Below are 23,422 nucleotides of genomic sequence, written 5' to 3'. Positions count from 1 at the left end.
TGACCGGTGTCACCGGCGCGGCCACGGTGGCACCGGTCAGCCGGCGAGACCACGCCCGGCCAACCGCTCGGTGTACAGCTCCCGGGATGCGATGTCGGCGACCCTGCGCACGCGCGGCGCGATGGCGTCGGGCACGACCCTGCCGAAGGGGCCGACGACGGAAATGGCGCCCACCAACGTCCGGCCCGGCCCCCACACCGGCGCCGCGACACCGGTGAGACCGTGGATCCACTCGCCCCGGTCGAACGCCACACCGTACCTCTGCACACGGGCGAGTTCCTCGCGGAGCCGTTCCGGAGAGGTGATCGTCACCGCCGTGTGCCCCTCGAGCCGCGGCGGGTTTTGGCGAAGCGGCGCGGAGAACGCGAGCAACACCTTGCCCGCTGCCGTGCAATGCAGTGGCATCGTGCCGGTCAGCCGGGGTAGCAATCCCACGGACTGACGCCCGTGCACGCCCTCGACCACCAACCCGCTGTCGCCACGCCGGACGACGAACTGGGCAGCTTCCTTGGTGGACTCGTACAGGTCCGTCAGGCTGGGCAGCACCAGCTCCGGCAGGCCACCCGCGAGGTTCGCCGGCACGACAGCCGCGAGCTCGACGAGCCCGCCGCTCAGCACGAACAGTCCGTCCTGCAGCTCGACCAATCCGGCCGTGCGCAGACTCGCGAGCATCCGATGCGCGGTCGACCTCGGCATGTTCGTGTGATGTGCGACTTCGCCGAGGGTCACCGCGCCACCCCGAGAACCGAAGAACTTCAGGACGGTGAGCACCTTGCCCGCTGAGGTCTGTCGTGAGGTCGAGATCAGATCCGTCATGTCGAAGCCTCCGCCGTGTACGTCCGGTGCCCGGCCGTTGCTCAGGTCGTCTTCCTCCACTGTGGAACAAGGAAGTCCAGCCAGGAACACACCGCGGTCGGCCATTGCACGAACGCGCTGCCGTGACGGCACGAGCAGGCACCGCGGCGACGGAATGCTCAAGTGAGTGCCAACGATCTGGTGTTGTGAGACGATCTGATGCGCGAGCGTCGCACGCTGGAACTGGTGCGGCGCGTGTCGATCCGAACGAGCCTCGAGGAGATCGGCTGCGCGGCTTGGTCCGCCAGGCCGAATGAGAAGGACCGCGGTCCACAGAAGCCGTTGTGAGCGCCGGAACGGATGTCATCACACACCTGCTCGGTGACAACCGGCCTATCCGTCGCGGACAGCGCTCGGACCGCCTCCGGCGTGCGTCGCGCCGGTGCGCGGTCAGCCGGCTTCCGGTTCCGGGACCTGTCCGGTCGCCTCAGCGACAGCCAGTTCCTCGACGCGGCCGTAGAGCAGGTGTTCCCGGCGCACTCCGTCGGCATCGACGTGGCCGGCGAAATCTTCCCAGCCCGTGTTGGCGATCGTCAGGTTGTTCTCGATCTCCTGGATGGTGTGGGGAAGGGCGCGGAATGACCGGCCGGCGGGCTCGCCCGGCCAGTCGTCGGCCGGGTCGGGCTCCGAGCCGAGGTCCACGACCAGGATCGGGTGCCCAGGAGAGCGGATCGTCGTCTCGTCGACGACCAGGAGGAGCGGATGTGCGGCACGGTCCGGCCCGGACTCCAGCAGGCCGGCGACCGCCAGGCCGGCGAACGCCGGGTCATCGACATACGTCACGTGGGCCCTGAACCCGTCCGGTGTGACCCAGCTGATCCCGGCTTTTACCTGTTCCCAGGCCGTCTGGTCGGAGAAGTCGGTGCGGATCACCGGCACGTCCGGCGTGGCCGGCAGATGCGTCCTCATGCCTGTCATACGAGCAGAACAGTCCCAAGGGTTCGGTTCAGGTCCGCGACGGCCACGCGAGCAACCTGTGCTCAAGCGCCCGGACGCGTTCACTCCCGCAGTGGTCGACTGGGACCGAGATGCGCCGCGTCGCGGACAACTGGGCGGATCGTGCTCAGATCATCCCCGCGCGCATGGCGTAGGCGACGGCGTGCGGCCGGTTGCGGAGGTTCAGCCGCTGGGTGAATCCGGCGATGACGTTCTTCACGGTGCGCTCCGAATAGCAGAGCTTGCCCGCGATCTCCGCGGTGTCGAGCCCTTCGGCCATCATCCGCAACACCTCGACCTCGCGCGGGCTCAACCCGGAGGCGTTCATGCCCTTCGGCGCGAGCACCTCGTGCTGGAGTCGTTCCACGTGCTTGAGCAGCTCGCCGATCATGGCAGGGGGCAGGACGCCGCCGCCCGCCGCGGCGGCGCGCACGCTGTGCACCAGCCGGTCCGGAGTCACGGAAGCACGGGGCAGCACGGCGACCACACCGCACTCGACCGCGGCCAGCAGTTCGGCCTCCCGCAACCTGGTCACCACCAGCACGACGGGAACGCGGTCCTTGGCCGCCGCCCTGCGCAGCACGAGGAGCAGACCGGGGGTGAGACTCCCGGCGGCCACCACGCGCACGTCCGCGTCACCGGAGTGCAGTCCTTCCTCGACCGTGACGTCCTGCTCCGCGCTCAGCCCGCTGATCAGGCCTGCCGCGGTGAGTGGATCCGACGCCTGCACCGCGACCCGAAGTGCTCCCATGACGGCCTCCCTGACCAGTGGACTCTGCAACGTGACAAATGCTGCGCGTTGCGGCCCCGCGACACATCGGTCAGCTGACGGTGCTCGCCTTCAGCCCCGCTGAACTGGGAAAACCACGCGCAGCAAGAGCACTTGTCACCTGATCGGGGTAGCCAGTGCGACGTCACCTGCGGAGGTGACCTGCGGAGGTGCGCGCCACCAGGTGAGTCGCGCATGAGTGGCAAGGGAGCGACGGAGCTCAGAGTGTGCGTGCGCAAGTTTCTCGATCGAGCTGGAGGAGTGCACGTTGGCTTCACGTCGGGCAGGCGATGACGGCGGTGGCATGCCGGCGGTGCCGCGCCGCTGGTCGGGGCTGAACGTTGCCGCGTTGCACGTGGGCGAGGCCCCCGACCAGTCCTCCGCACAGGACGTGCCGGTGGAGCTGCCGCCGCTGGCCGGTTTCGAGGGACTCGGCCCGCACGCCGGAGCAGTGCTCGGTGCCATCGCCGTGCTCGGCGAGGACGCGCAGCTGTCGCTGACCAGGCACGTCGCCGGGTTGGGACTCGAAGACACCCTGTCGGCTGTCGAACTGCTCACCGGCGCCGGTGTGCTGGCCAACAGCATGCCGTTGCGGTTCGTCGACGAGCGGACCGCCGACCTGGTGCTGGCGGGACTCACGATGCCCAGGCAGATCACTCTGCGGCTGCGGGCCGTCGAACGGATGCGCTGCATTCCCGGGGCGGCCGAACGGGTGGCCGACCAGCTCGCGCGGATCGGCCCGATCGGGCTGGAGTGGGTGCCGGAGGTGCTGTCCGTCGCGGCCGCCGAGGCGATGGACGGCGGCGACTGGCGCTCGGCCGCCAACTACCTGCGTTCCGCGCTCGCCGAGAGCCCTCCTCCCGAGCAACGGGTGCGCATCTCCCGTCAGCTCGCACTCGTGCTCGCCCAGGGCAACCCCCAGGCCGCGGTCATGTGCCTGCTGCAGGAACTGCGGATGCACGACACCCCCGGCGACGTCGCCGAGACGGTCCGGTTGCTGCGCCGGTTCGCGGTGTGGCTGCCCAGCACCGCCGAGATCGCCCGGCTGTTCGAGGAGTCGGCGGACCAGGTGCACCAGAGGTCGCAGGCGCTGGCGGTCGAGCTCTACCTGACGAGGACCACCGTCAGCGTCTTCCGCCCGGAGGGCGCGGTGATGCTCGCCAAGCTCGAACGCTGGCTCACGGCTTTCGCACGGGCGGGCGGACCGGCCAGCCGCGCGCTGACGGCGACCAAGGCGTGCACGGCCGCCCTCAACGAGCCGGGCGGTGGTGCGGCGGTCGAACTGGCCGTCACCGCGTTCGACGACGCCGCGGCACTCCAGGAGTGGCCGACGTGCTGGCTCGCGCTCGCGGCGCTGCTGATAGCCGGTGACGACGAGGTGACCGCGCAGGTGTGCGAACGGGCGGAAGCAGCGCTGCAGGGCTCCGGCGCGGAGATGCCGCGGCTCGGCTGCGACCTCGTGCGCGCCACGCTCCAGCGCCGGCGCGGCGACCTGCGCTCGGCCGAGGCGTCGTTGCGGGCGGTGCTCGCAGGATGCGGTGCGCTGGGGCTGCCGCCCTCGCACTCGGTGGTGGCCACGGCGACCGCCGAGCTCGCCGAGGCACTCGTGCAGGCGGGCAAACCGGACCGGGCGCGCGACGAACTGGCGTCCGCCGGCCTGCTCGGCGACATCGCTCACACCGGTCCCTCGATGCACCTGGCACGAGCTCGCGGCGCGGTGGCGGCAGCGCTGGGCGACCACGAGCGGGCGTTGGCCGAGCACCTCGAATGCGGGCGGCTCGTCGCCGGGTGGGCGGAGCTCAACGCGGACGTGCTGCCGTGGCGGCTCGACGCGGTGCGCAGCATGCTGCGCACCGGCAGGAACGCCGATGCCGCCGCGCTGGCCGGGGCGGACGAAGAGGCCGCCACGGTTTGGAACAGCCCGCGGGCCAAGGGGTTCGCCGCACACGCTCGAGCACTGACCGCGCCACCGTCCTCGCGGGCGGCGTCGCTCGCGGTGGCGGCGGAACACTTCCACGAGTGCGGAGCCGCGCTCGAGGAGGCCCGAGCACTCCATGAGCTGGCAGCCGCCCTGCGGGCCGAAGGTCGCGCAGAGGAGGCCGCCGCGACGCAGGCTCGGGCACGTGAACTCGCCGGGCGGTGCGGTGCGGCGCTACCCGACGACGAGACCGGGGTGCCGCCCTCACCCGCACTCCGGGCCTCCGTGCTGACAACGCAGGAACGCCGCATCGCGCGACTGGTGGCGATGGGGCGCAACAACGCCGAGATCGCGGGAGAGCTGGCACTGGCACGGCGCACCGTGGAGTTCCACCTGTCCGGGGTCTACCGGAAGCTCGGAATCAGCGGCAGGAGGGAGCTCGCCGACTGGCGGGACGAACAGCACGACGGCTGATCGTCCACGGCGAACCGGCCGGTCGGCGTGTGCAGAGTCGGTTTCCCTTCCGGACATGGATCGAACTTCGTTGCGGTGCGGCGAATTCCGGTGACATAGAACCAGGTGGGGCCGCGCTCGCGGCCGTTCCGCCTCTCCCGCAAGGAGAATTCGCCATGCAGCTCATGGAGCCCTACCGCATCAAGGTCGTCGAGCCGCTGCCCATCACGACGCGTCCCGAGCGGGAGCGCCTGATGGCGGAGGCCGGGTACAACCCGTTCAACCTGCGCGCGGAGGACGTCACCATCGACCTGCTCACCGACTCGGGCACGGGCGCGCTGTCCGCGGAGCAGCAGGCCGCCGGCCTGCGCGGGGACGAGTCGTACGCGGGGGGACGGTCGTTCTTCCGGTTCCGCGACGCGATCGTCGATCTCACGGACTACCCGCACGTCTTTCCCGCGCACCAGGGCCGGGCAGCCGAACGCATCCTCTTCACCGCACTGCTGCGCCCCGGTCAGGTCTCGATCAGCAACACGCACTTCGACACCACGCGCGCCAACGTGGAGATGCTCGGCTGCGAGGCACGGGACCTGCCGTGCCCGCAGGCGCTCGACATCGACGCCGACCACCCGTTCAAGGGCGACATCGACCTCGACGAACTCGCCGAGGCGCTCGAGACCGACGACGTCGGCTTGGTGATCATGACGATCACCAACAACGGTGGCGGCGGGCAACCGGTGTCCATGGCGAACCTGCGGGCGACGGCGGAACTCTGCAGGCGGCACGGAGTGCCCTTCTTCCTCGACGCGGCCAGGTTCGCGGAGAACGCGTGGCTCGTGATCCAGCGCGAACCCGGTTACGCGCACTGGTCGCCGCGGGAAGTGGCACGGGAGGCGTTCTCACTCGCGGACGGCTGCGTGGCCAGTCTCAAGAAGGACGGCATCGCCCACATGGGAGGCGTGCTGGCCATGCACGACACCGAACTGGCACGACGGTGCGAGCAGCTGCTCATCGCCGGTGAGGGTTTCCCCACCTACGGCGGGTTGTCGGGCCGCGAGCTGGACATGCTGGCGCAGGGGCTGACCGAGGTCACCGATCCCGCCTACCTGCGGGCACGGGCGGCCGCGACGGAGCACCTGGCCCAGCTCATCGTCGACGCCGGTGTCGCCGTGGTGCGCCCCGCCGGTGTGCACGCCGTTTACCTCGACGCGGGCCGCCTGCTGCCGCACATCCCGCCGCACATGTTCCCCGGCCACGCGCTCGCGACCGAGCTGTACCTGGCCGGCGGCATCCGGTGCATCGAGCTGGGATCGCTGTTCCTCGGGGACATCGACCGCGACGGCACGCTGACCCGGCCCGCGCGGCACGAGCTGGTGCGACTCGCGATCCCCCGCCGGGTCTACACGCAGAGCCACCTGGAATACGTGGCGGGCACGATCGCCGAGGTCGCGAAAACTCCGGAGCGGATGACCGGCTACCGGCTGGTCGAGTCACCGGCGGTGTTGCGGCACTTCAAGTGCACGCTCGCACCCGTCGTGATGTGAGCGCCGGAGGACCGTGCCGGGAGATGCCTGCGGCGGCGGCATCTCCCGGCACGGTCAACCTCCCGGCGTGTTCCGACTGAGTCCTGGATCCCGGGTGGGCCACACCGGGATCAGGCGACCATCTCATCGGCGATCAACGCCGCGAGCTCCAGCGCCTGGGTTCCGTTCAACCTCGGGTCGCACATCGACTCGTAGCGACGTGACACGTCCCGCTCGTCCACCGGACGACTGCGGCCGCCGAGGCACTCCGTCGTGTCCTCTCCGGTGAGTTCGAGGTGCACGCCACCGGGGTGGCTGCCGAGGGCGTGGTGCACCTCGAGGAAGCCGCGCACCTCGTCGTGGATCCGGTCGAACCTGCGGACCTTCCACCCGCGGACCTGCTCGGTGTTGCCGTGCATCGGATCGCACTGCCACACCACCTGCCGCCCCGTTGCCTCGACCTTCTCCAGGATGGCGGGGAGCAGGTCCCGCACGCGGGCATGCCCCAGCCTGGTGATCAGCGTGAGCCTGCCGGGTTCGTGACGCGGATCAAGGCGCTCGACGTACTCGGCGGCCTGCTCCGGTGTGGTCGCGGGACCGATCTTCACACCGATCGGGTTCGCGAGGAGCTCGGCCAGCGCGACATGGGCTCCGTCGAGCGCGCGGGTCCGCTCCCCGATCCACAGGAAGTGCCCGGATCCGGCGTACCACCGCCGTTCCCGGTCATCGCCCCGGTAGGGCCGCAACAACGAACTTTCGTAGTCCAGCAGCAACATCTCGTGGCTCGCGAAGACCGAGCCGACTCGCCGGACCAGGCTCATCGTGGCGCTGGAGCGCGCGTGCGCGTGGAGCATCCGGTCCGGGTCGGGCACACGTCCCCCGGCATCCGCGGCGAACGTGTTCACGATGTCGCCTCGGTAGACCGGAAGACCCTGCTCATCGACATCGCTGGACCGGGGTTTCGCGTACTGGCCGGCGATCCGGCCGATCGTGACGACGGGTGCACCGGTTCGTCCGGTGAGCACGGAGGCCATTCCCAGCAAGGTCCGCAAAGTCCCCGCCACCTGGGAATCGGTGGCCGTGAACGACTCAGCGCAATCTCCGCCCTGCGCCACGAAAGCGCGGCGAGTCGCAACGAGTGCCAGTTCCCGGCGCAACCTGTCGATCTCGCCGGGAAGGCTGATCGGCAGCGCTTTGCCCAGCCGCACGCGAACCGCGGCGACGCGCGCGGGATCCGGCCACGAGGGTTGCTGAGCCGCCGGGCGGACCAGCGCCCGGTCGATCCGGTCGTCCACGTACCGGGGTGAAGACCTTGTGCTCAAGGGGGTTCACGCTCCTCATCGGCTGGGCGATCGGTTCCGACGACGGCAATGCGCACCAGCGAGATGTACTCCGCGCTTCTCGGGTGTACCGCAACCGAGTCCGTGCCGGAGGCCCTGAGGGTTCGGGCAGCACTGAAGGGCATCGGCACAGGTTCACGTGGACAGTCATCACCCGCAGCGCACCTGTGAGCGTCGTGGAGTGGCCAGAATCGGTGTCCGAACGAGACTTCTATTCGAGGACGACGAACTGAGCACACCCAGGAGACCACCATGAACGCCATCATCGAATTTTCACGTTTGTACCAGCAGCGGCCGGGACCTGACACCTCCGCGGAGGTCGTGGCGGCCTGGTACCGCGCCAAGGGCAGGCTCCACGAGCTGCTCGGCGCGACCGGCGGACCGGACGCCGCGCAGGAGTTCGCGTTCGCCGCGGCGAGCTACGAGCACGCGCGCAGGCTCGAACGGTCGGCCGGGCACGGGCACAGCGCCGCAGCTTGACTTCCGCATTCCCGCACCACTCGCATTCCGGAGAATTCGATGCTGACCCCCGCGCACCGGCACGAGATCGAGAACACGCTGCACCGCTGGGCGTTGGGCTACGACAACCAGGATGCCGCGATGCTCACCGACTGCCTCACCGAGGACGCCGAACTCACCATGTCCGTGGGTGGCGCACCGATCAACGGATCGTTCGCGGGCAGGGAGGCGATTCTCGAGCTCGCCAGGGCGACGTGGCACCACCAGGAAGATCGTCGCAGGCACGTGCTGAGCAATGTGATCGTGGAGCACGTCGGCGACGGCCGCGCCTGGACGACCTCGTACCTCACCATCTTCTCGATCCGCAGCGGTGCCGTCCACCCGCTGTCCATCGGCCAGCACCACGACGAGCTCACCTGGCAGGACGGTGGGTGGCGGATCAGCAAGCGCCGCACGTCGTTCGACCTGCCGTACTGAGCCCGGTGGTGCCCGAAGGTGCGCGGTGAGTTGCCCGCACGCGCTCCAGTCGGCCGTCACACGAGATCAGGCGGTGCAGAATGCGGCAGTCGTGGATCAGCCTCAGGGAGGAACGCCATGCGCCGCATCCGAAAGGCTCTCGTGCTCATGACCGCCGCGGCCCTGCTGGCGAGCTGTGGCTCAGCCGCGGACGACAGCCGGCTGACCATCTCCGTCGCCACGTTCGGGGACTTCGGCTACGAGTCGCTGTTCCGCGAGTACGAGTCCCGCAACCCCGGGGTCAAGCTCGTCGCGCGGATCGCCGAGTTCGAGGACCACCACACGAAACTCGCGACACATCTCGCCGGGGGCCGGGGTGCGGCCGATGTGGTCGCGATCGAGGAAGGCCACATGCCGCGGCTGCGGCAGTCGTTCGACAAGTTCGTCAACCTGGCCGACCTCGGCGCGCTGACCCTGCGCGAGCAGTACGCGCCGTGGAAGTGGGACCAGGGGCTTGCCGGTTCGGGAAAGGTCGTGCTCGGGCTCGGCACCGACATGGGCAGTCTCGCGCTGTGCTACCGCAAGGACTACTTCGCCGCCGCCGGCCTGCCCACGGATCGGAGCCAGGTCGGCGCGCTGTGGCCGACGTGGGAGGCCTACGCCCAGGTCGCGGAGCGGTTCAGCGCGGCCAAGCCCGACATCCGCTTCGTCGACACCGCGGCGAGCATCTACACCACGATGCTGAACCAGGCCGAGGAGGGCTACTTCTCCCGCACCGACGACTCGTTCATCGGGGACCGCGAGCCACGTGTCCGCGCCGCGTTCGACCTCGCGGGCAAGTTCGCGGAGGCCGGCTGGACGGCCAAGCTCACGCCGTACTCCCAGGAGTGGACGGTCGCGATCCGGCAGGGCACGTTCGCCACGACGCCGTGCCCGGCGTGGATGCTCGCGCTGCTGCGCAACGCGGGCGGTGAGGAGAACAAGGGGCGCTGGGACGTGACCGCGGTGCCCGGTGGCGGCGGCAACCAGGGCGGCTCGTTCCTCGCCGTGCCGGCTCAGGGGAAGCACACCGAGCGGGCCTACGACGTGGCGCGTTTCCTCACGGCGCCCGAGCAGCAGAAGCGGATCTTCCTGGAGAACGGCAACCTGCCGAGCCAGCCCGGGGTGTACCGCGCTCCCGAGGTCCTCGCCAAGACCGACGACTACTTCAACGGCGCGCCGGTCGGTTCGATCTACGCGACGACAGCCGACGCGTTGCGGCCGAACTACCGGGGCGTGCGGGACTTCCTGGTGCGGCCGAAGTTCACCACCGCGCTCAACCGCGTCGAGACCGGCAGGCAGTCCACGGCCGACGCGTGGCAGCGGGCGGTGTCGGAGTCGCGCGACGCGTTGAAGTGAAGTGACATGGCGAACCGGCCCACCTCGTCCGAAGGTGGGCCGGTTCGCCATGTCACTGCGCGGCCAGCGCGCGCTCGCGAGCGATCTGGAAGGCCTCCAGGTACTTCGGCAGCTCCCGCAACGCCGCCTCGAGCCTGCCCGGTGCGATCTGTTCGGAGAACGCGGCATCGAAGACGAACCGCTCGACCGACGACTCGGGTTCAGCGCGCCCGCGCCACGACGACTGCCGCCAGACCTGCAGGCCCCATTCCCGCATGCGCAGCAGGCTCAGGGTGTGCTCGATCCCGGCGATGAGCTCGTCGGCCTCGGCCACGCCGAGCGTCAACCTGCCGTCCTCGGCGAGGGAGAGCACCAGATCGCCCCGGTACGTCATGTCGTCTTCAGCCACAGCGACCCTCCCCAGCGGTGATGCCACCGCAGAAGTGCTGGTAGGTGATGCCCCAGGCACGTTCAACCGCCATGCGGCCCTCCTCTTGTGTCGAGGACACCACGGCGTGAACGTCAGGGCCAGCCGTAGAAGGAGCACATTGCCCTTGTGCGCACGTGGTGTTACCTGCACACACACGGATGCCGCCGACCGGGTTCCGACAGCGGTACGGTCGTCCTCGTGTGGCAGCGGGAAAGCGACCGCCGCGCCATCGCGGCGGTGCTGGACCAACTCGAGGCGAGCCACGTCCGCGGGGACGGCCGGCTCGATCCCGGTTGCCTCGCCGAGGCCGTCGGACGAGCGGTGAACGCACGCGGGTGCGTGGTGACGGTGCACGGGAAGCACTTCACCTGGGGTGAGGCCGGCTCGTCCTGGTGGCGGGCTGAGATCCACCACGACGGCTCGTCGCTGGGGCAGCTCGCGGTGAGTCCCGCGACCCCGCTGCCGGACGTCGTCGACGTGCTGGCGCCCCTGCTCGCGATGGTGGCGCTGGAGGACGAGCTCGGGGCGTCGCGCCGGGCGGGTGACGCGGCGGAGCTCGGGCTGCGCGACGGCAGGCTGCGGGCGGCGGCCGAGATGGACCGCGAGCGCAGGGGTGCGGAACGCGACCTGCACGACGGCGCTCAGCACCACCTGGTGGCGCTCGTCATGGCCGTCGGCCTGCTGGAGCACGCCATCGCGAACGGCGACGAAGCAGGTGCCGCCGCCGTGCTGTCGCGGATGGACTCCCGTTTGGACGACGCGGAGCTCAGGGTGTTGCGCACCGCCGAGGGCTTCCTGCCCGCCGTGCTGGTGGCCGACGGCCTCGCCGCCGCACTCACCGCGGAGCTCTCCCACCACGAGACGGTGAGCCTCGACGTCCACCTGCCGCACCGAGTGCCCGCACCCGTGGAGTCCACTGTCTACTTCGTGTGCATGGAAGCGGTCAACAACGCGCACAAACACGCGCCCGGTGCGAGCATCTCGGTCTCGCTGATCGACAACGGTGACGGACTGCGGTTCGAGGTGCGCGACGACGGCCCCGGCTTCGCCGAGGCGGGCGCGGACGCCGGCCTGCACCACCTCGGCACCCGGATGGCCGAGATCGGCGGCACCGTGGAGATCGTCTCGGCGCCGGGCAGCGGAACCGCCGTCATCGGCCACGCCCCACCCGCCTGAGCCCACGGGTCAGCCCGCCAGTCCCTCACAGCTGCGCACCACGGCCTCGCAGACCTCCCGCATCCGGCCGCTCGCACCGAACCGGCCGCCGATCATCCGCCACCACTCCGCTTCCGCGAGTGCGGCAGATCGCACCCGTTCCCTGGAGGCGCCCGTGGGAAGCCCGAGCCGTTCGTGCACGGTGCTGCCACCGCCGCCCAGAAGGCGCACGGCCCGTCCAGCGAGGTCGGGCGGCAGGCTGAGATCGCGTTCGATGTCGTCGAGCAGGTCCAGTTCCACGAGGGCGTGCGCTCCGGCACGGGTTCGGTCGACGTCCCAGCGCATCGGGTCGTCGGTCGGCAGCCGGCGGACCGCGGTCTCCGCCGCCACCAGCGCGCGGCGGGCGGCGATCAGGTCCGCGCGGGCAACCAGCCTGCGGGTCACCGTCTCGCGCAGCTCGCGCAGTCCACTGGCCACGTCGAGCTCCTCGGCGAACTCCACCGCGGTGGTGGTACGCCGCGCGGCCGCCACCGCGGTGCGCAGGTCTTGCCCCGTCATCCCGCCGACGTCCAGCGGAGCCACCGACCGCAGCACACCGTGCCGTTCGTCGGTCGCGGTCACCGCGAGCAGTGCCAGACCGGGGCGCAGCACCGGCACGACGAGCTCGACGCGGTGCGGCCCGTTGCGCAGCCACTCGCCCAGTCCGTGCGGCGCGGCGAGGCACAACACCGCGTCGACGGCCCAGCCGGAGTCCTCCGCCAGCGCCGCCGCGAATTCCTCGTCGACCTGCCCGGGCAGCTGCAGAAGCGTCAGGGAGCGCAGGATCTCCGCCGGTTCGCTGTCGTTGTGCGCGAACCAGACGGGCTCGCTGGCGTCCGGGACCGCCCGGCCCAGCAGCGCACCGACGACCTCGGCCCTGGCCGGACCCACCACCGCGAGGCGCAGCGGCTGGTCCAGCCGGTCGGCGATGGCCGTCCACACGCCGCGCTCCTGCAGTCCGGTGGCCCAGCACCCGCGGGCCACGAGGTCGCGCACCACGGTGCGCAGCCCCGGCTCGGTGGACTCCGCCTCGTCCGCGGCGATGCGCTCCGGCATGCGCACCGACACGCGTACCCCACCGTCCACCGCGCCCCAGGTCAGCTCACCACCGAGCACGGCGATGCGTTCGGCGTCGGCGGAGAGCTGCTCGCGCAGCCGCTCTACCGGCTGCGGCCAAGCCGGATCCACGACCTCCAGCACCAGCGCGTCGTCGGCGTGCGAGAACTGCAGGTCCAGTGCGACGGGGTTTTCCCGGGCGGCCAGGAGGTTCAGCACCGCGGCCGCGGCGTGGTAGAAGCCCGACTCGACCTCCCAGCCCACCCTCCTGCCGAGGTCGCCGCGGAAGCGCACGTTCCGGCGCAAGGTGGCCGCGAGCTCCTCGAGCGTCTCCTGCGGCCCCACGTCGGACAGCATCGCCGGATGCACGCCGCGCACGGTGACGCGGAAGGTTTCGAGCAGCTCGTCGAGCCCTTCCCGCAGGTGCCGCACCGAGTCGACGTCCGCCGTCAGCTCGCGCAGGCGCCGGCGCACCTCGGCGAAGTCGCGGTCGACGAGGGCGGTGATCGCACCGACGAGCCGGCGCCGTTCCAGCTCCCGCACCTCCCCCAGTCGCATGTGTGCGGTGCTGAGCTCGGCGTCGAGCCGCGAAGCGCGTGCGGCCGCCCGATCCCTGGCGTCACGCAGCCGCTCGGTGCGCGCGGCGACACCGAGCCACACCGCGGTCTCGCGCACGACGCCGTGGAGCCTGCTCGGCAGACGGCCGCGCCAGCCGACCGCGACGCCACCACCTCCGGACACCGGCTCCGCGGCGAGCACGCCCGGTGCGAGGGCCAGCGCGGCGAAGTCGGCGGCGAGGACCTGTCCCGGCGCACGCCACGGCCAGGCCGCGGTGACCGCGAGACCCTGCGCGGTGGGTTCGCAGTACACGGCGTCGCAGCCGATCGTCTCGGCGAGGTTGCGGACCAGTGCGGGCACCAGCAGCGCGGTGGGGGTGGACGCCGCGACGAGGTGCGGAGCACGCCGGCGCAAGGTCGAGGGCCTCATCCGGCGACCCGGCTGGCCCGCAGGTACGCGAGCACCGCGAGAACCCTCCGGTGGTCCACCGAGGGATCACCGGACAGGCCGAGCTTCGTGAAGATCGCCGCGACGTGCTTCTCCACCGCCTTGGCCGACACGAACAGCTCGGAGGCAATGGCGTTGTTGGTCCTGCCTTCTGCCATCAGCCGCAGCACGGACTGCTCCCGTTCGGTGAGCGTGCCGAGTGCGCCGGCCGCCTCGCCCGAAGGCGTCGGCACGAGCCGCTTCGCGAGCGCCGGCTCGATCACGATCTCGCCCGCGACGATGCGGTCCAGCGTGTCGCCGAGCACCTGGACACCGGCGATGCGTTCCTTCAGCCGGTATCCGATGCGCTCCGTGCCGATCGCCAGGATTCGCATCAGGTAATGGGTTTCGGCGTAGTGGGACAGCAACAGCAGACCGGTCTGCGGGCGCATGGCGCGGATGCGTTCGGCGGTGGTGAGCCCGCCGTCGGGCTCCGGGTGCATGCGGATGTCCAGCACGGCGACGTCGACCGGCTCGGTCGCGACGATCGCCAGCAACTTGTCCCCGTCGTCGACGCAGCCGACCACCTCGTGCCCTGCCGCTTGCAGCAGCAGGACGAGACCCTCCCGGAACAACGCGCCGTCCTCGGCGATCGCTACGCGCATCGCAGCACCGCCCAGCGCTGCCGGGGCAGCCGCCCGCCGCGCCACTCCCGCACCCGCACCCGCACCAGGTGCCGGCCGCCGCGCACGCGCGCGGACAGCGCGGTACCGGGCGGCAACGACCGCAGGTGGTCCGCGAGCAGCAGGCAAAGCCTCGTCCGGGTCAGGTCGTCCATCCCGGACTCGTCGACCTGGATGGTGAACCAGACGCGCTGACGTTCCGCCACGGCGCGCAACGCGGTTTCGACGCCCGCGCTCACGAGCAACGGGGGGTATATCGCGCCCCCGACCTCGCGCAGTTCGTCCGCGATCCGGCACACCTCGTCCTGCGCTCCGACGACGAGGTCTCGGACTTTCGGGTCGCTCACCGAACCAGAGATCAATGCAAGCTCCAACGCGAGTGCGGAGACCCGCAGCGCGGGCCCGTCGTGCAGGGTGCGTTCGAACTCCCGGCGCAGCTTCTCGGAGCCCCGCCGGGACACGCGCAACAGAGCGGGAACGCCACCCGTCTGTTCGAGGATCACCCGCGCCAGCTTCATCACGCCAACCAGAGTCGCGGCCGGCAGGTGGAACGGGCAAGGTGGCTGGCCCGAAGGCGCAGTAGGGATATCCCTACCGACGAGCGGCTGCTTCCATGGTCACCAAGCCGACCATCGTCAAGGGAGTGTCCATAATGGACTACGGGCTGGGTGTGGATCTCGGTACGACGTTCACCGCTGCCGCCGTGTCCGGCGCGAACGGCACGCGCATGGTGCCGCTCGGCCCGGGCGTCGCCGCACCGTCCGCGGTGTACGTGCGACCGGACGGCGTGCTGGTCGCCGGCACGAACGCCGTCCGAGCTGGTGAACAGGACCCGATCAGACTGGTGCGCGGGTACAAACGCAGGCTGGGCGACCCCACCCCGCTCGTGGTCGGCGGCGTTGCCCACTCCCCCCAGGCGCTGCTCTCCGCGCAGCTGCGGGACATCGTGGCCGGTGTCACCGCCGCGGAGGGTGCTCCACCGCGCGATGTCGTGCTCACCTGTCCCGCTGTGTGGGGGCCCTACCGGCGTGAGCACTTCGACGAGGTGCCCAGGCTCGCCGGTCTCGGCAGCGTGCGCATCGTGACCGAGCCCGAAGCCGCCGCGATGCACTACTCCGTGGAACGCAGGCTCGGCGACGGTGAGCTCGTCGCGGTCTACGACCTCGGCGGCGGCACGTTCGACGCCACGATTCTGCGCGCCCGTCCTGGCGGCATGGAGATCCTCGGCACGCCGGAAGGCATCGAGCGGCTCGGTGGCATGGACTTCGACGAGGCGCTGCTCGCCCACGTCGACTCACGGCTGGACGGCGCGGTGAGCGCGCTTGATCCCGCTGACCCCGAACACCTGTCCGCACTGGTCGCCGTGCGCGGCGCCTGTGTGCGGGCCAAGGAGGCTCTGTCGATCGAGCCCGACGTGACGGTCCGCGTCCCGCTGCCGGGTGGCACGCTGGAGGTCACCGTGACGAGGGTCGAGTTCAACGACATGATCAGGCCTTCGGTGGAGCTCACCACCGACGCGCTGCGCCGCACGATCGCTTCTGCCGGGCTCCAGCCGTCGGACCTCGCGGGAGTGCTGCTCGCGGGTGGCTCCTCGCGCATCCCGGCGGTGCCGCAGGCCGTGTCGGCCGCGTTCGGCAAGCCGGTGCGGGTGAGCCTGCACCCCAAGTTCACCGTGGCGCTCGGCGCGGCCGCGCTCGCCCGCACGCCGGCGAAGGCAGTCGCCTCCTCTCCTCCCGCACGAACCTTCGCGAGCACCTCCGCGAAGCCTGCGCCGCAGGGCCTGATCGCCCGCATCGGGGCGCCGAAGTGGCTGGTGCCCGTCACCGCCGCGGCGGCGGCAGTGGCGCTGACCGCGACCGCGCTCGTCGTTTTCGACACGGGCGACTCCCCACAGGCGAGCGGCGGTACCCCGCCCTCGTCCGCCTCCTCGCCTTCTGCCGCACCGAACCGCGTTGCGCGGACGATGCCGGACATGGAGGCTTTCACCGGGCGGGACACCGGCCCGTACCGCGCCATGCTCGGCTCGGCGGAAGACGGCTGGGCGGGCACGGTCGTCGGCGAGGACGGTGCCGCCGGCTACCGCGCGATCACCACCGCGCCCGAAGGTCCCGGCGCCGTGCGCATCACCTGGAGCGGCAGCGGACCGGGTCAGTTCTACATGCAACACACCGGAGGTGGCAGCGATTTGCGGCCCCAAGCCGAGGCGGACAGTGCGCTCGTGGTCGACGTTGTCGTGCATGAAGCCCCTTCGGACCGGGTCGCACTGGCAATCCACTGCGTCTTCCCGTGTGCCGCGGAACTCAATTCAACAGGGGCTTTCAAGGGCCTCAAGACAGGTCAGCAGCAGACGATCAAGATCCCGATCTCGTGCTTCACGAAGTCAGGACTCAACGCCGCCAACGTGAACACCCCGTTCCTGGTGGTGACGGCAGGCCGGTTCGACGCCACGTTCGGACACGTGCGCTGGGTGGCGGGAGCCGCGACGGACCCTGACGCGACGCCGTGCGACAAGCTCGCCTGAGACCCCGCACCGGAGTTTCCGGTGCGGGGCGCCCAGCTCGTCATCCGTGAATCGACTCCAACGGCTTCGGCACGTCCTCGGGCAGCAGCAGGCAGAGTTCGTTGATCGTGGGCGACGTGACGCCACGCATCCGGCGGGCGTGGCGGGTGACCGCTTCGTCGAGAACCTGCCGCGCGTAGCGGCCATTGCCGAACGACTCATCGCGTGGCACCGCGGCGAAGTGGCCCCGCAACGCGGCGACGGTGGCGCCCGTGCACTCGTAGCCCGCGGTGTGGGCGTGCTGGTTGACGATCGTCACCAGTTCGTCCGGCGTGTAGTTGGCGAAGCGGACGCGGTGGGAGAACCTCGACGACAGACCGGGGTTCGCCGCGAGAAAACCCTCCATCTCGCGCTCGTACCCCGCCGCGATCACCACGACCTCGTCGCGGTGGTCCTCCATCAGCTTGACGAGCGTGTCGATCGCCTCGCGGCCGAAGTCGTGGCCGCCCCCAGGGGATGCGGACAGCGTGTAAGCCTCGTCGATGAACAGCACACCACCGCGAGCCCGGTCGAACGCCTCCGTGGTGCGGCGGGCCGTGTGACCGACGTACTCGCCGACGAGGTCCGCCCGGCTGACCTCGGTGACCTGCCCCTGTGCCAGCACGCCGAGCGCTGTCAGCAGCGAGCCGTACAGCCGGGCCACCGTCGTCTTTCCGGTGCCCGGTGGCCCGGCGAAGATCAGGTGCCTGCTCAGCGACGGCACGGGCAGCCCGGCCGCCTGTCGCTGCCGCGCCGAGGCCAGCAGGTCGACCATCGCGGCGACCTCGCTCTTGACGTCGTCGAGCCCCACAAGTCCGCGCAGCTTGCCCAGCAACTCGTCCACCCGTTCGGCGTCGACCCGCCCCGCGCCCGCTCCGACCGCGGAGCCGGGCAACGGCCCGAGATCGTCGGGCAGCAGGCGGGTGAGCACGACGGCGTCCGCCGTGTCGTCCTCGGCCAGCCGGTACGCCTGCCTGCCGATCATCTCCTCGAACACCTTGCGCGCCGTGCGGCCGTTGCCGAACGCGGCGTCGCGGGGCAGGTTCGTGAAGTAGGTGTGCAATGCCGCACGGGTCTCGAACTCCAGGCGGTACTGGTTGCCCGTGCACAGGTTCTCGACGATGGTGACGAGCTCGGCGGAGGAGTAGTCCGCGAACTCGATCGTGCGGGAGAAGCGTGACGACAGGCCGGGGTTGGCCGCGAGGAAGGAGCGCATGTCGTTGGTGTAACCCGCGACGATCACCACCACGTCGTCGCGGTGATCCTCCATCAGCTTCACCAGCGTGTCGATGGCCTCGCGGCCGAAGTCCGGACCGGTCCCGCCGCCACCCTGCGCGAGGGTGTAGGCCTCGTCGATGAACAGCACACCGCCGAGCGCCGCCTCGAACCGCTCCGTTGTCTTGAGCGCGGTGCCACCGATCACCGAGGCGACCAGGTCGGCTCGCGCGACCTCGACCAGCTGGCCGCTGCGCAGCACACCCAGCGCGGTGAGGATCTTGCCGTAGAGCCGCGCGACGGTCGTCTTGCCCGTGCCCGGCGGGCCGGCGAAGATCAGGTGCCTGCCGAGCGGTGGTGACGGAAGTCCCGCGGCCGCGCGCCGCTCCGCCATCTGGTGCAGGCGCACCAGCGTCTCGACCTCGCGCTTGACGCCCGCGAGACCGACCAGGTTCTCCAGCTCGGCCAGCAGCGCGTCGAGCCCCTGGTCACCCTTTCCGGATTCCCGCCGGTCCTTCTTGGTGACGGGGCCACCGCCGGTGTGCTCCGCCGGACCGGCGGGGAGGGTGTCCGCGGTATCCGCGGGCGTGACGCCGCGCAGGTTCTGGCCGCGGTTGCGGTCAATGACGCAGGCACGTACGAGCACCGAGTCCGGGCCGCTCGCGACGACGCCGTCCCCCAGGTTCTCGCGCACCTCGACGCCGGTGAGCTCGCCGGTCGCGCCGGACTCCCAACGCGCACCGGTCGCGCACTCGCGGACCGCGCCACCGTGCACGACGAGCCTCGCACCGCCGCGGGCGAGCAGGCCGGCGCCGGAGGTACCCGTCACACTGGTCTCGGCGACCACGACATCCGCGTTGTGGTCGGCGACGACGCCCGCGCCCGCACCCCCGCTGACCGTGCAGCGGCTGAGCCGCGCCGACCCCGCTCCGTCGACGACCACGGCGTCGTGCCGGGTGTCGCGGATCGTGCAGCCGATGAGCTTGACCGACGCGCCCTCCACCACGTGCACCGCGTGCCCGGCGGTGCCGTCGAGCTCGACGTCCTCCAGCACCGCCGAGGCACCCTGCACCACGACGACCGCCTGTGCGCCGGTGCGTTCGATCCGGCAGTCCCGCAGAACCGGCTCCGACCTCGCGCCGACGAGCAGCGCCACGCCGTCCACATCGGACAAGGTGGTACCGGTGACGGTGAGCTCGCTCTCGGACTCCAGCACGATTCCCGTGGCGCTGATCCGTTCCACCCGGCAGTTCTCGAGGGAACCGCCCGCGCGGTCGGCCGCGAGCACAGCTCCCTGCGCATCGGCGATGAGGCAGTCGACCAGGCGCGGCGTGCCGCCGGCCCGCGCGACGACGGCAGTGGTCGCGATGTGCCGCAGGGTGCATCCGTGCAGTTCTGCTCGCCCGCCGTCGAACACGAGCACGCCGGCGCCGGCGCCGTTGCGGACTTCGCTGTCACGGGCGCGCAGGTCGCCACCGCGTCGCACCGCCACCGCGACCCGCGAGTCCGCCGCGACCACGCACTCCTCGACGTGCAGCACACCGCCCGCGATGTCGATCGCCGTTTCGCCGGAAGGTTGCGCGAGCACTATCCCCGAGACCGAGGCTCGCTCGCAGGCGAGCCGCAGCACGGGCTCGCCTCCGGCCGACTCGATGCGCACCTCCCCTGCCGACCCGGCGCCGGAGAGCGTCACCTCGCGGTCGAGCACGACCGCCTCCGGGTAGGTGCCGGGCCGCACGGAGATCATGTCGCCGTCGGTGGCCGAGGCGATCGCGTCACTGATCGTCCGGAAGCAATCGGGTTCGGTCGGCGAGACGCTGAGCACGGACCGAACACCGCTCATCCGGCTCGCCACAGCTGACCTTCCTCCCCTTCGGGCGTGAGAGCGGCGCGCACGCGGTAACGGTCCAGGTGAGTAAGGTGGCGGCCACCGGAGGCGGACGCCGCATGTGCGACGAGCTCCGGGTCGGGCGAGACGAGGTACCTGTCGAGGTAGTGGCGGGTGGCGTCGGACCACACCCAGACGCCGTCCGAGCGCATGTCGACGGGCACCGGCTCAGCCGAGGGCGAGAGCACGTCGTCGAGCCCGCCCGGCACCCGCAGCACGACCTCACCCCCGGCGAGGAAGTCGAGAAGCCGCTGGCGTTGATCGGCCGCGACCACGAGCTCGCGGCTCGGGCTGAAGTAGGGGCCGCCATCCGGAGACACGCCGTCGAAGGTGCGAGCCACGCGAACGGGTACCGCCTCGTCCTCGGTCCACAGCAACGTCGCCGAGCGCAGCGCGGCCTCGTGGTAGGCGGGCAGGACGGTGTCCGGTGCGAAGACCTCCACCCTCGGCGCGAGCTCGCCCCTCGCGCCGAGGGTCCGCTGCGCGATCGCCGCTATGGCGGCCTGGTCGGCACCATCCTGCGCCTGCACGAGGTAAACCGCGTCCACGCCACCACGCATCGTGCGCCAGCAAGCGGTGACAGGATGCGTGATGATCGCTTCGAGCAGCGCGTGATCCGTGTCGTCGCCGGGATCCTCCGGCGGCGTGAAGCGGTGCGCCTCTGCCACCTGGTCGATCTGGCCCAGCGCGCTGAAGAGCCGCTCCAACTGGTCGTGGTCACCGTCGGCGAGCGCTTCACGGGCCACGGTGAGCCAGCCGTCGGCGGTCCTGCCCGCAAGGCCGAGCAGCCGAGCGTGTTGGGTGTGCACGGGGACTCCTTCGAGGGTCAGAGCAGGTCGCCGAACCAGCGCGCGACGTCATCGGAGGTCATCGGTTCGCCCGCGGCAGCGGCGAGCCGTGCGAGCGCCTGGGCGCCGTTCGTGCCCTGTTCGCCCAGCAGGACGCGGTCCGCGGTGCGTTCGAGCACGGTCAAGCGGGTGTGGGCGGGCAGAAGCACGTCGTGCGCTTGGTCTCCCTCCAGCAACCCGTCAAGCCTGCGAGCCGTGGTGCTCCAGATGAGCGCCTCCACCCCGCGCACCCGACGCCTCGGCTTCGCCGCACCCGCGAGCAGCGGCTCCACGAGCGTCAGCTCGCTGCCGACATCGAGGTTGAACGAGGGAACACCTCGCACGACGACACCGCGTGTCGTCGGCAGCCGCCGCAGCCCTGCCGCGAGGCACGTGTGAAAGCCGAGGTCGTAGTCGCCGTCCGGGTCCATCGCGAAGATCCGCACGGCTGCGAGCTCCGCGGCGAGCGTGCCCGTGTCGGTGCCGGGAGCTCGCAGCCCGGGCCGCTCGGCGAGCAGTCGCGCCACCGCCCGGCTCGCGATGTCGTACCGGCTGCCGAGAGAGGTCCGCATACCTGCGCGGTGAGCGGGTGTGCTGGGTGTTCCCGGCGGCACGATGATGCGCCGCTTCGGTTCGGGTGCCGCGGCTTGTTCGTCCGAAGTGGACTCAGGCGCCACGGTCCCGGCCTGCTCACCGGTGTCGCCGGCGCCGGGCTCGTCGGCTTCGACCGGCAAGGCGGACGGCTCGGCCGGCTCGGGTGCTCCGGCGGGGCCCGGCTCCGCGAGCGCCGGCCAGACCTGCCGAGGGCTCGGTGGCGCGACGAGCGACGAGACCGACGCGGGCAACACGGCCGCCGTCGTCGAGGTCAGGTCCGGCAACGGCCGTTCGGCCGGCTCCATCCGCCCCGGCGACGGCGCCGGTTGCGCCGCGGTCCGTTCCGGCACCGAAGGCCGAGCAGGCTCCGGCGGCTGCGCGGGCGCCTGCGGAACAGCCGCCACGGTCGGGCGCGGTGAGGGCCGGTCCGCACCCGCCTCCGCCGTGCGTTCCCTGCCGCGTGCGGCCGCGGGCCGCACGGGCGCCGGAGGTGTGGACACCGCCGCTCCGACCGGGGGAACCGGCTCCATCCGATCCGGCTCGGGAACTCCCACCACGGCGTCCGTCCCCACCACCTCGACCGGCGCGACAGCACGGTCGGGCGCGCGACGCGGCACGCGGCGGGCGGACGGCTCGGCGTTGGTCCGCAGCGGCTTGGTGAAGCGCGCGGGACCCGGTGACGCCAGCACCGGACTCGACGGCAGGATGCGGCCGTCCGGGGTGACCACCACGGCGGCCCCGCGCAGGCCGGTCGACTCCGGGCGTGGGAGCGTGCTCACGGCGAGCGCGGCGAAGGTGGAGGTCGGAACCGTGCGCAGACGGGAGCGGGTGTCGTCGGGCAGGTCGGCGACCAGGCCTTCCAGTGCCGTCACCACGTGTGGTGGCACCTCCTGCGCCGAAGCCACCACCAGGTCGGGAGTGGGACCGGTGCGGCCGACCCACGACGGGTCGACCGCCAGGTCGTCCGGGCGGGCCAGCAGGCCGCGCGGCACCACGTCCAAGCGCCAGCCGTCGACCAGGCGGTAGGCAGCGGGGGCGATCATCGTCATCGTCGGCACAGGCGCCACCCAGCGGTCCAGCACGGGTGGCGCGCCCGGCAGGTACATGCTCTCCAGCGCGAACGGCCGCCAAGTGGGCTCGCCGTCGGAATCCAGGCGCACCACACCGTTCTCCCACGGGACGCCGTGCAAGGCGCGCACCGGCTGGTCGAGTTCGTCCGCGAGCTCCTGAGCGAGGTCGCAGCCGTAACAGACCAGCACGGCGCGGTCCCTGGCCTCGCCCGGCAGAGCGCGGAACACCTCCGCGACCGCCGCGACGTCCGGCGCAGGCTCTCCCGGCGCACCGACGACCACGGTCAGGCGTTCGGTGTCGGGAACACGTCCGTGCACCGGATCGTCGGCGCGCGGCGCGGTTCGAGGTGCGCGCACCCACAGACCGAGCGGGATCTGTTCGCCGGCGTCTCGTGGCAGCATCGCCTGCCACCACGGCGCGGGATGCCGGGGACCGCTCCGGCGGCCCGTGGTGCCGGGGCGGTACGAGACCCAGCCACCCGGCACGAACACGTTGCCCTGCGGCAACGTCATCAGCTCGTCCTCCGGCGCCACCACCTCGACACCGAGCCGGTCGGCCAGCAATCTGGCGGGCGGAACCTCGCCCCGTGGACCGACCGCGCCGAGCCGGGGCCCCATCAGTCGCAGGCTGCCGGACACCACCTCGTCGAGGTCCGCCACGACCCACGGGTCCAACCGTGCCACCGCGTCGTTCGCGGAAGCGCCCACCACCACCGCCGTGCGATGCCGTTCCGGTGCGAGTGACGCGGCCAGTTCGGCCGCGTCACCATCCGCACCCGGCACGCCGACGAGCAGTGCGTGCCCCACCCGCTCGACAGTGATCGTGTCGTCCACCGCGACCTCCTTCCCGTGCCTC

General features: G+C 71.4%; 18 protein-coding genes. 7 read left to right on the top strand and 11 right to left on the bottom strand.

What is annotated here, in order from left to right; genetic code table 11:
* Positions 1–36: 36 nt before the first annotated feature.
* The 3 genes from V1227_RS06570 to V1227_RS06560 form a co-directional block, all read right to left on the bottom strand.
* A complete protein-coding gene (locus tag V1227_RS06570) occupies positions 37–921 on the bottom strand; it encodes an IclR family transcriptional regulator (RefSeq protein ID WP_329791582.1) in 885 nt (294 codons plus the stop codon).
* 324 nt (positions 922–1,245) lie between these two features.
* Positions 1,246–1,764: a DUF6924 domain-containing protein gene (locus tag V1227_RS06565; RefSeq protein ID WP_329791581.1), complete on the bottom strand. Its 519-nt coding sequence runs from the start codon at positions 1,762–1,764 to the stop codon at positions 1,246–1,248.
* Between the two features lie 154 nt (positions 1,765–1,918).
* The gene (locus V1227_RS06560) at positions 1,919–2,542 is read right to left on the bottom strand and encodes a helix-turn-helix transcriptional regulator (RefSeq protein WP_329791580.1); all 624 of its coding nucleotides are present in this window, start codon (positions 2,540–2,542) and stop codon (positions 1,919–1,921) included.
* Between the two features lie 286 nt (positions 2,543–2,828).
* On the opposite strand from V1227_RS06560, the gene V1227_RS06555 reads away from it, so the two are divergent.
* Both V1227_RS06555 and V1227_RS06550 read left to right on the top strand, forming a co-directional pair.
* On the top strand, positions 2,829–4,952 hold the full coding sequence (locus V1227_RS06555; protein ID WP_329791579.1) for a helix-turn-helix transcriptional regulator: 2,124 nt from the start codon (positions 2,829–2,831) through the stop codon (positions 4,950–4,952).
* A 155-nt stretch (positions 4,953–5,107) separates the two neighbouring features.
* Entirely contained in the window at positions 5,108–6,475 is a 1,368-nt protein-coding gene (locus tag V1227_RS06550; RefSeq protein WP_329791578.1) for a tryptophanase, read from the top strand.
* Between the two features lie 110 nt (positions 6,476–6,585).
* Here V1227_RS06550 and V1227_RS06545 read toward each other — a convergent pair whose 3' ends face one another.
* On the bottom strand, positions 6,586–7,776 hold the full coding sequence (locus V1227_RS06545; protein ID WP_329791577.1) for a 3-deoxy-7-phosphoheptulonate synthase: 1,191 nt from the start codon (positions 7,774–7,776) through the stop codon (positions 6,586–6,588).
* 270 nt (positions 7,777–8,046) lie between these two features.
* Between V1227_RS06545 and V1227_RS06540 the strand changes: the two genes are divergently transcribed.
* The 3 genes from V1227_RS06540 to V1227_RS06530 all read left to right on the top strand — a co-directional run bounded on the left by V1227_RS06540 (position 8,047) and on the right by V1227_RS06530 (position 10,107).
* A complete protein-coding gene (locus V1227_RS06540) occupies positions 8,047–8,274 on the top strand; it encodes a hypothetical protein (RefSeq protein ID WP_329791576.1) in 228 nt (75 codons plus the stop codon).
* A 39-nt stretch (positions 8,275–8,313) separates the two neighbouring features.
* The gene (locus tag V1227_RS06535; protein ID WP_329791575.1) at positions 8,314–8,730 is read left to right on the top strand and encodes a nuclear transport factor 2 family protein; all 417 of its coding nucleotides are present in this window, start codon (positions 8,314–8,316) and stop codon (positions 8,728–8,730) included.
* Between the two features lie 117 nt (positions 8,731–8,847).
* Positions 8,848–10,107 (top strand): ABC transporter substrate-binding protein, encoded by a 1,260-nt coding sequence (locus V1227_RS06530; RefSeq protein WP_329791574.1) that lies wholly within the window; start codon positions 8,848–8,850, stop codon positions 10,105–10,107.
* A 52-nt stretch (positions 10,108–10,159) separates the two neighbouring features.
* Here the strand turns inward: V1227_RS06530 and V1227_RS06525 are convergent, their stop codons facing one another.
* Positions 10,160–10,495 (bottom strand): hypothetical protein, encoded by a 336-nt coding sequence (locus V1227_RS06525; RefSeq protein WP_329791572.1) that lies wholly within the window; start codon positions 10,493–10,495, stop codon positions 10,160–10,162.
* Between the two features lie 219 nt (positions 10,496–10,714).
* Here V1227_RS06525 and V1227_RS06520 point away from each other — a divergent pair, with 219 nt between their 5' ends.
* Entirely contained in the window at positions 10,715–11,692 is a 978-nt protein-coding gene (locus V1227_RS06520) for a sensor histidine kinase (RefSeq protein ID WP_329791571.1), read from the top strand.
* A 9-nt stretch (positions 11,693–11,701) separates the two neighbouring features.
* On the opposite strand, the gene V1227_RS06515 is transcribed toward V1227_RS06520, so the two are convergent.
* The 3 genes from V1227_RS06515 to V1227_RS06505 are packed head-to-tail and all read right to left on the bottom strand — an operon-like array spanning position 11,702 to position 14,954.
* Complete coding sequence (locus V1227_RS06515) at positions 11,702–13,753, bottom strand: hypothetical protein (protein WP_329791570.1); 2,052 nt, start codon at positions 13,751–13,753, stop codon at positions 11,702–11,704.
* Entirely contained in the window at positions 13,750–14,415 is a 666-nt protein-coding gene (locus V1227_RS06510) for a response regulator transcription factor (protein ID WP_329791569.1), read from the bottom strand. Before V1227_RS06510 ends, V1227_RS06515 begins: the two co-directional genes overlap by 4 nt.
* Positions 14,406–14,954: a hypothetical protein gene (locus V1227_RS06505; RefSeq protein WP_329791568.1), complete on the bottom strand. Its 549-nt coding sequence runs from the start codon at positions 14,952–14,954 to the stop codon at positions 14,406–14,408. The genes V1227_RS06510 and V1227_RS06505 overlap by 10 nt, the downstream gene beginning before the upstream one ends.
* Positions 14,955–15,046: 92 nt before the next feature.
* Here V1227_RS06505 and V1227_RS06500 point away from each other — a divergent pair, with 92 nt between their 5' ends.
* Positions 15,047–16,954 carry an Hsp70 family protein gene (locus V1227_RS06500; RefSeq protein ID WP_329791567.1) on the top strand — a complete coding sequence of 636 codons (1,908 nt, stop codon included), beginning with the start codon at positions 15,047–15,049 and terminating at the stop codon, positions 16,952–16,954.
* Between the two features lie 40 nt (positions 16,955–16,994).
* Here the strand turns inward: V1227_RS06500 and V1227_RS06495 are convergent, their stop codons facing one another.
* Genes V1227_RS06495 through V1227_RS06485 form a run of 3 tightly spaced genes read right to left on the bottom strand, consistent with a single transcriptional unit; the run spans position 16,995 to position 23,400 of the window.
* On the bottom strand, positions 16,995–20,030 hold the full coding sequence (locus V1227_RS06495) for an AAA family ATPase (RefSeq protein WP_329791566.1): 3,036 nt from the start codon (positions 20,028–20,030) through the stop codon (positions 16,995–16,997).
* The gene (locus V1227_RS06490; protein WP_329791565.1) at positions 20,027–20,884 is read right to left on the bottom strand and encodes a hypothetical protein; all 858 of its coding nucleotides are present in this window, start codon (positions 20,882–20,884) and stop codon (positions 20,027–20,029) included. The genes V1227_RS06495 and V1227_RS06490 overlap by 4 nt, the downstream gene beginning before the upstream one ends.
* Before the next feature lie 17 nt (positions 20,885–20,901).
* A complete protein-coding gene (locus V1227_RS06485; RefSeq protein ID WP_329791564.1) occupies positions 20,902–23,400 on the bottom strand; it encodes a hypothetical protein in 2,499 nt (832 codons plus the stop codon).
* Between the last annotated feature and the right edge of the window lie 22 nt (positions 23,401–23,422).

It is taken from the genome of Lentzea sp. DG1S-22 (assembly GCF_036321065.1).
GTDB classification, from domain to species: domain Bacteria; phylum Actinomycetota; class Actinomycetes; order Mycobacteriales; family Pseudonocardiaceae; genus Lentzea; species Lentzea jiangxiensis.
Note: the sequence above shows the minus strand (reverse complement) of the source record. Positions and strands in the feature narration are given on the sequence as shown.

What these genes read in the sequence shown, in the direction of transcription:
- V1227_RS06570 (WP_329791582.1), bottom strand. Translation starts at nt 921, where the DNA reads ATGGCCGACCGCGGTGTGTTCCTGGCTGGACTTCCTTGTTCCACAGTG.
- V1227_RS06565 (WP_329791581.1), bottom strand. Translation starts at nt 1,764, where the DNA reads ATGAGGACGCATCTGCCGGCCACGCCGGACGTGCCGGTGATCCGCACC.
- V1227_RS06560 (WP_329791580.1), bottom strand. Translation starts at nt 2,542, where the DNA reads ATGGGAGCACTTCGGGTCGCGGTGCAGGCGTCGGATCCACTCACCGCG.
- V1227_RS06550 (WP_329791578.1), top strand. Translation starts at nt 5,108, where the DNA reads ATGCAGCTCATGGAGCCCTACCGCATCAAGGTCGTCGAGCCGCTGCCC.
- V1227_RS06540 (WP_329791576.1), top strand. Translation starts at nt 8,047, where the DNA reads ATGAACGCCATCATCGAATTTTCACGTTTGTACCAGCAGCGGCCGGGA.
- V1227_RS06535 (WP_329791575.1), top strand. Translation starts at nt 8,314, where the DNA reads ATGCTGACCCCCGCGCACCGGCACGAGATCGAGAACACGCTGCACCGC.
- V1227_RS06530 (WP_329791574.1), top strand. Translation starts at nt 8,848, where the DNA reads ATGCGCCGCATCCGAAAGGCTCTCGTGCTCATGACCGCCGCGGCCCTG.
- V1227_RS06515 (WP_329791570.1), bottom strand. Translation starts at nt 13,753, where the DNA reads ATGAGGCCCTCGACCTTGCGCCGGCGTGCTCCGCACCTCGTCGCGGCG.
- V1227_RS06510 (WP_329791569.1), bottom strand. Translation starts at nt 14,415, where the DNA reads ATGCGCGTAGCGATCGCCGAGGACGGCGCGTTGTTCCGGGAGGGTCTC.
- V1227_RS06500 (WP_329791567.1), top strand. Translation starts at nt 15,047, where the DNA reads ATGGTCACCAAGCCGACCATCGTCAAGGGAGTGTCCATAATGGACTAC.
- V1227_RS06495 (WP_329791566.1), bottom strand. Translation starts at nt 20,030, where the DNA reads ATGAGCGGTGTTCGGTCCGTGCTCAGCGTCTCGCCGACCGAACCCGAT.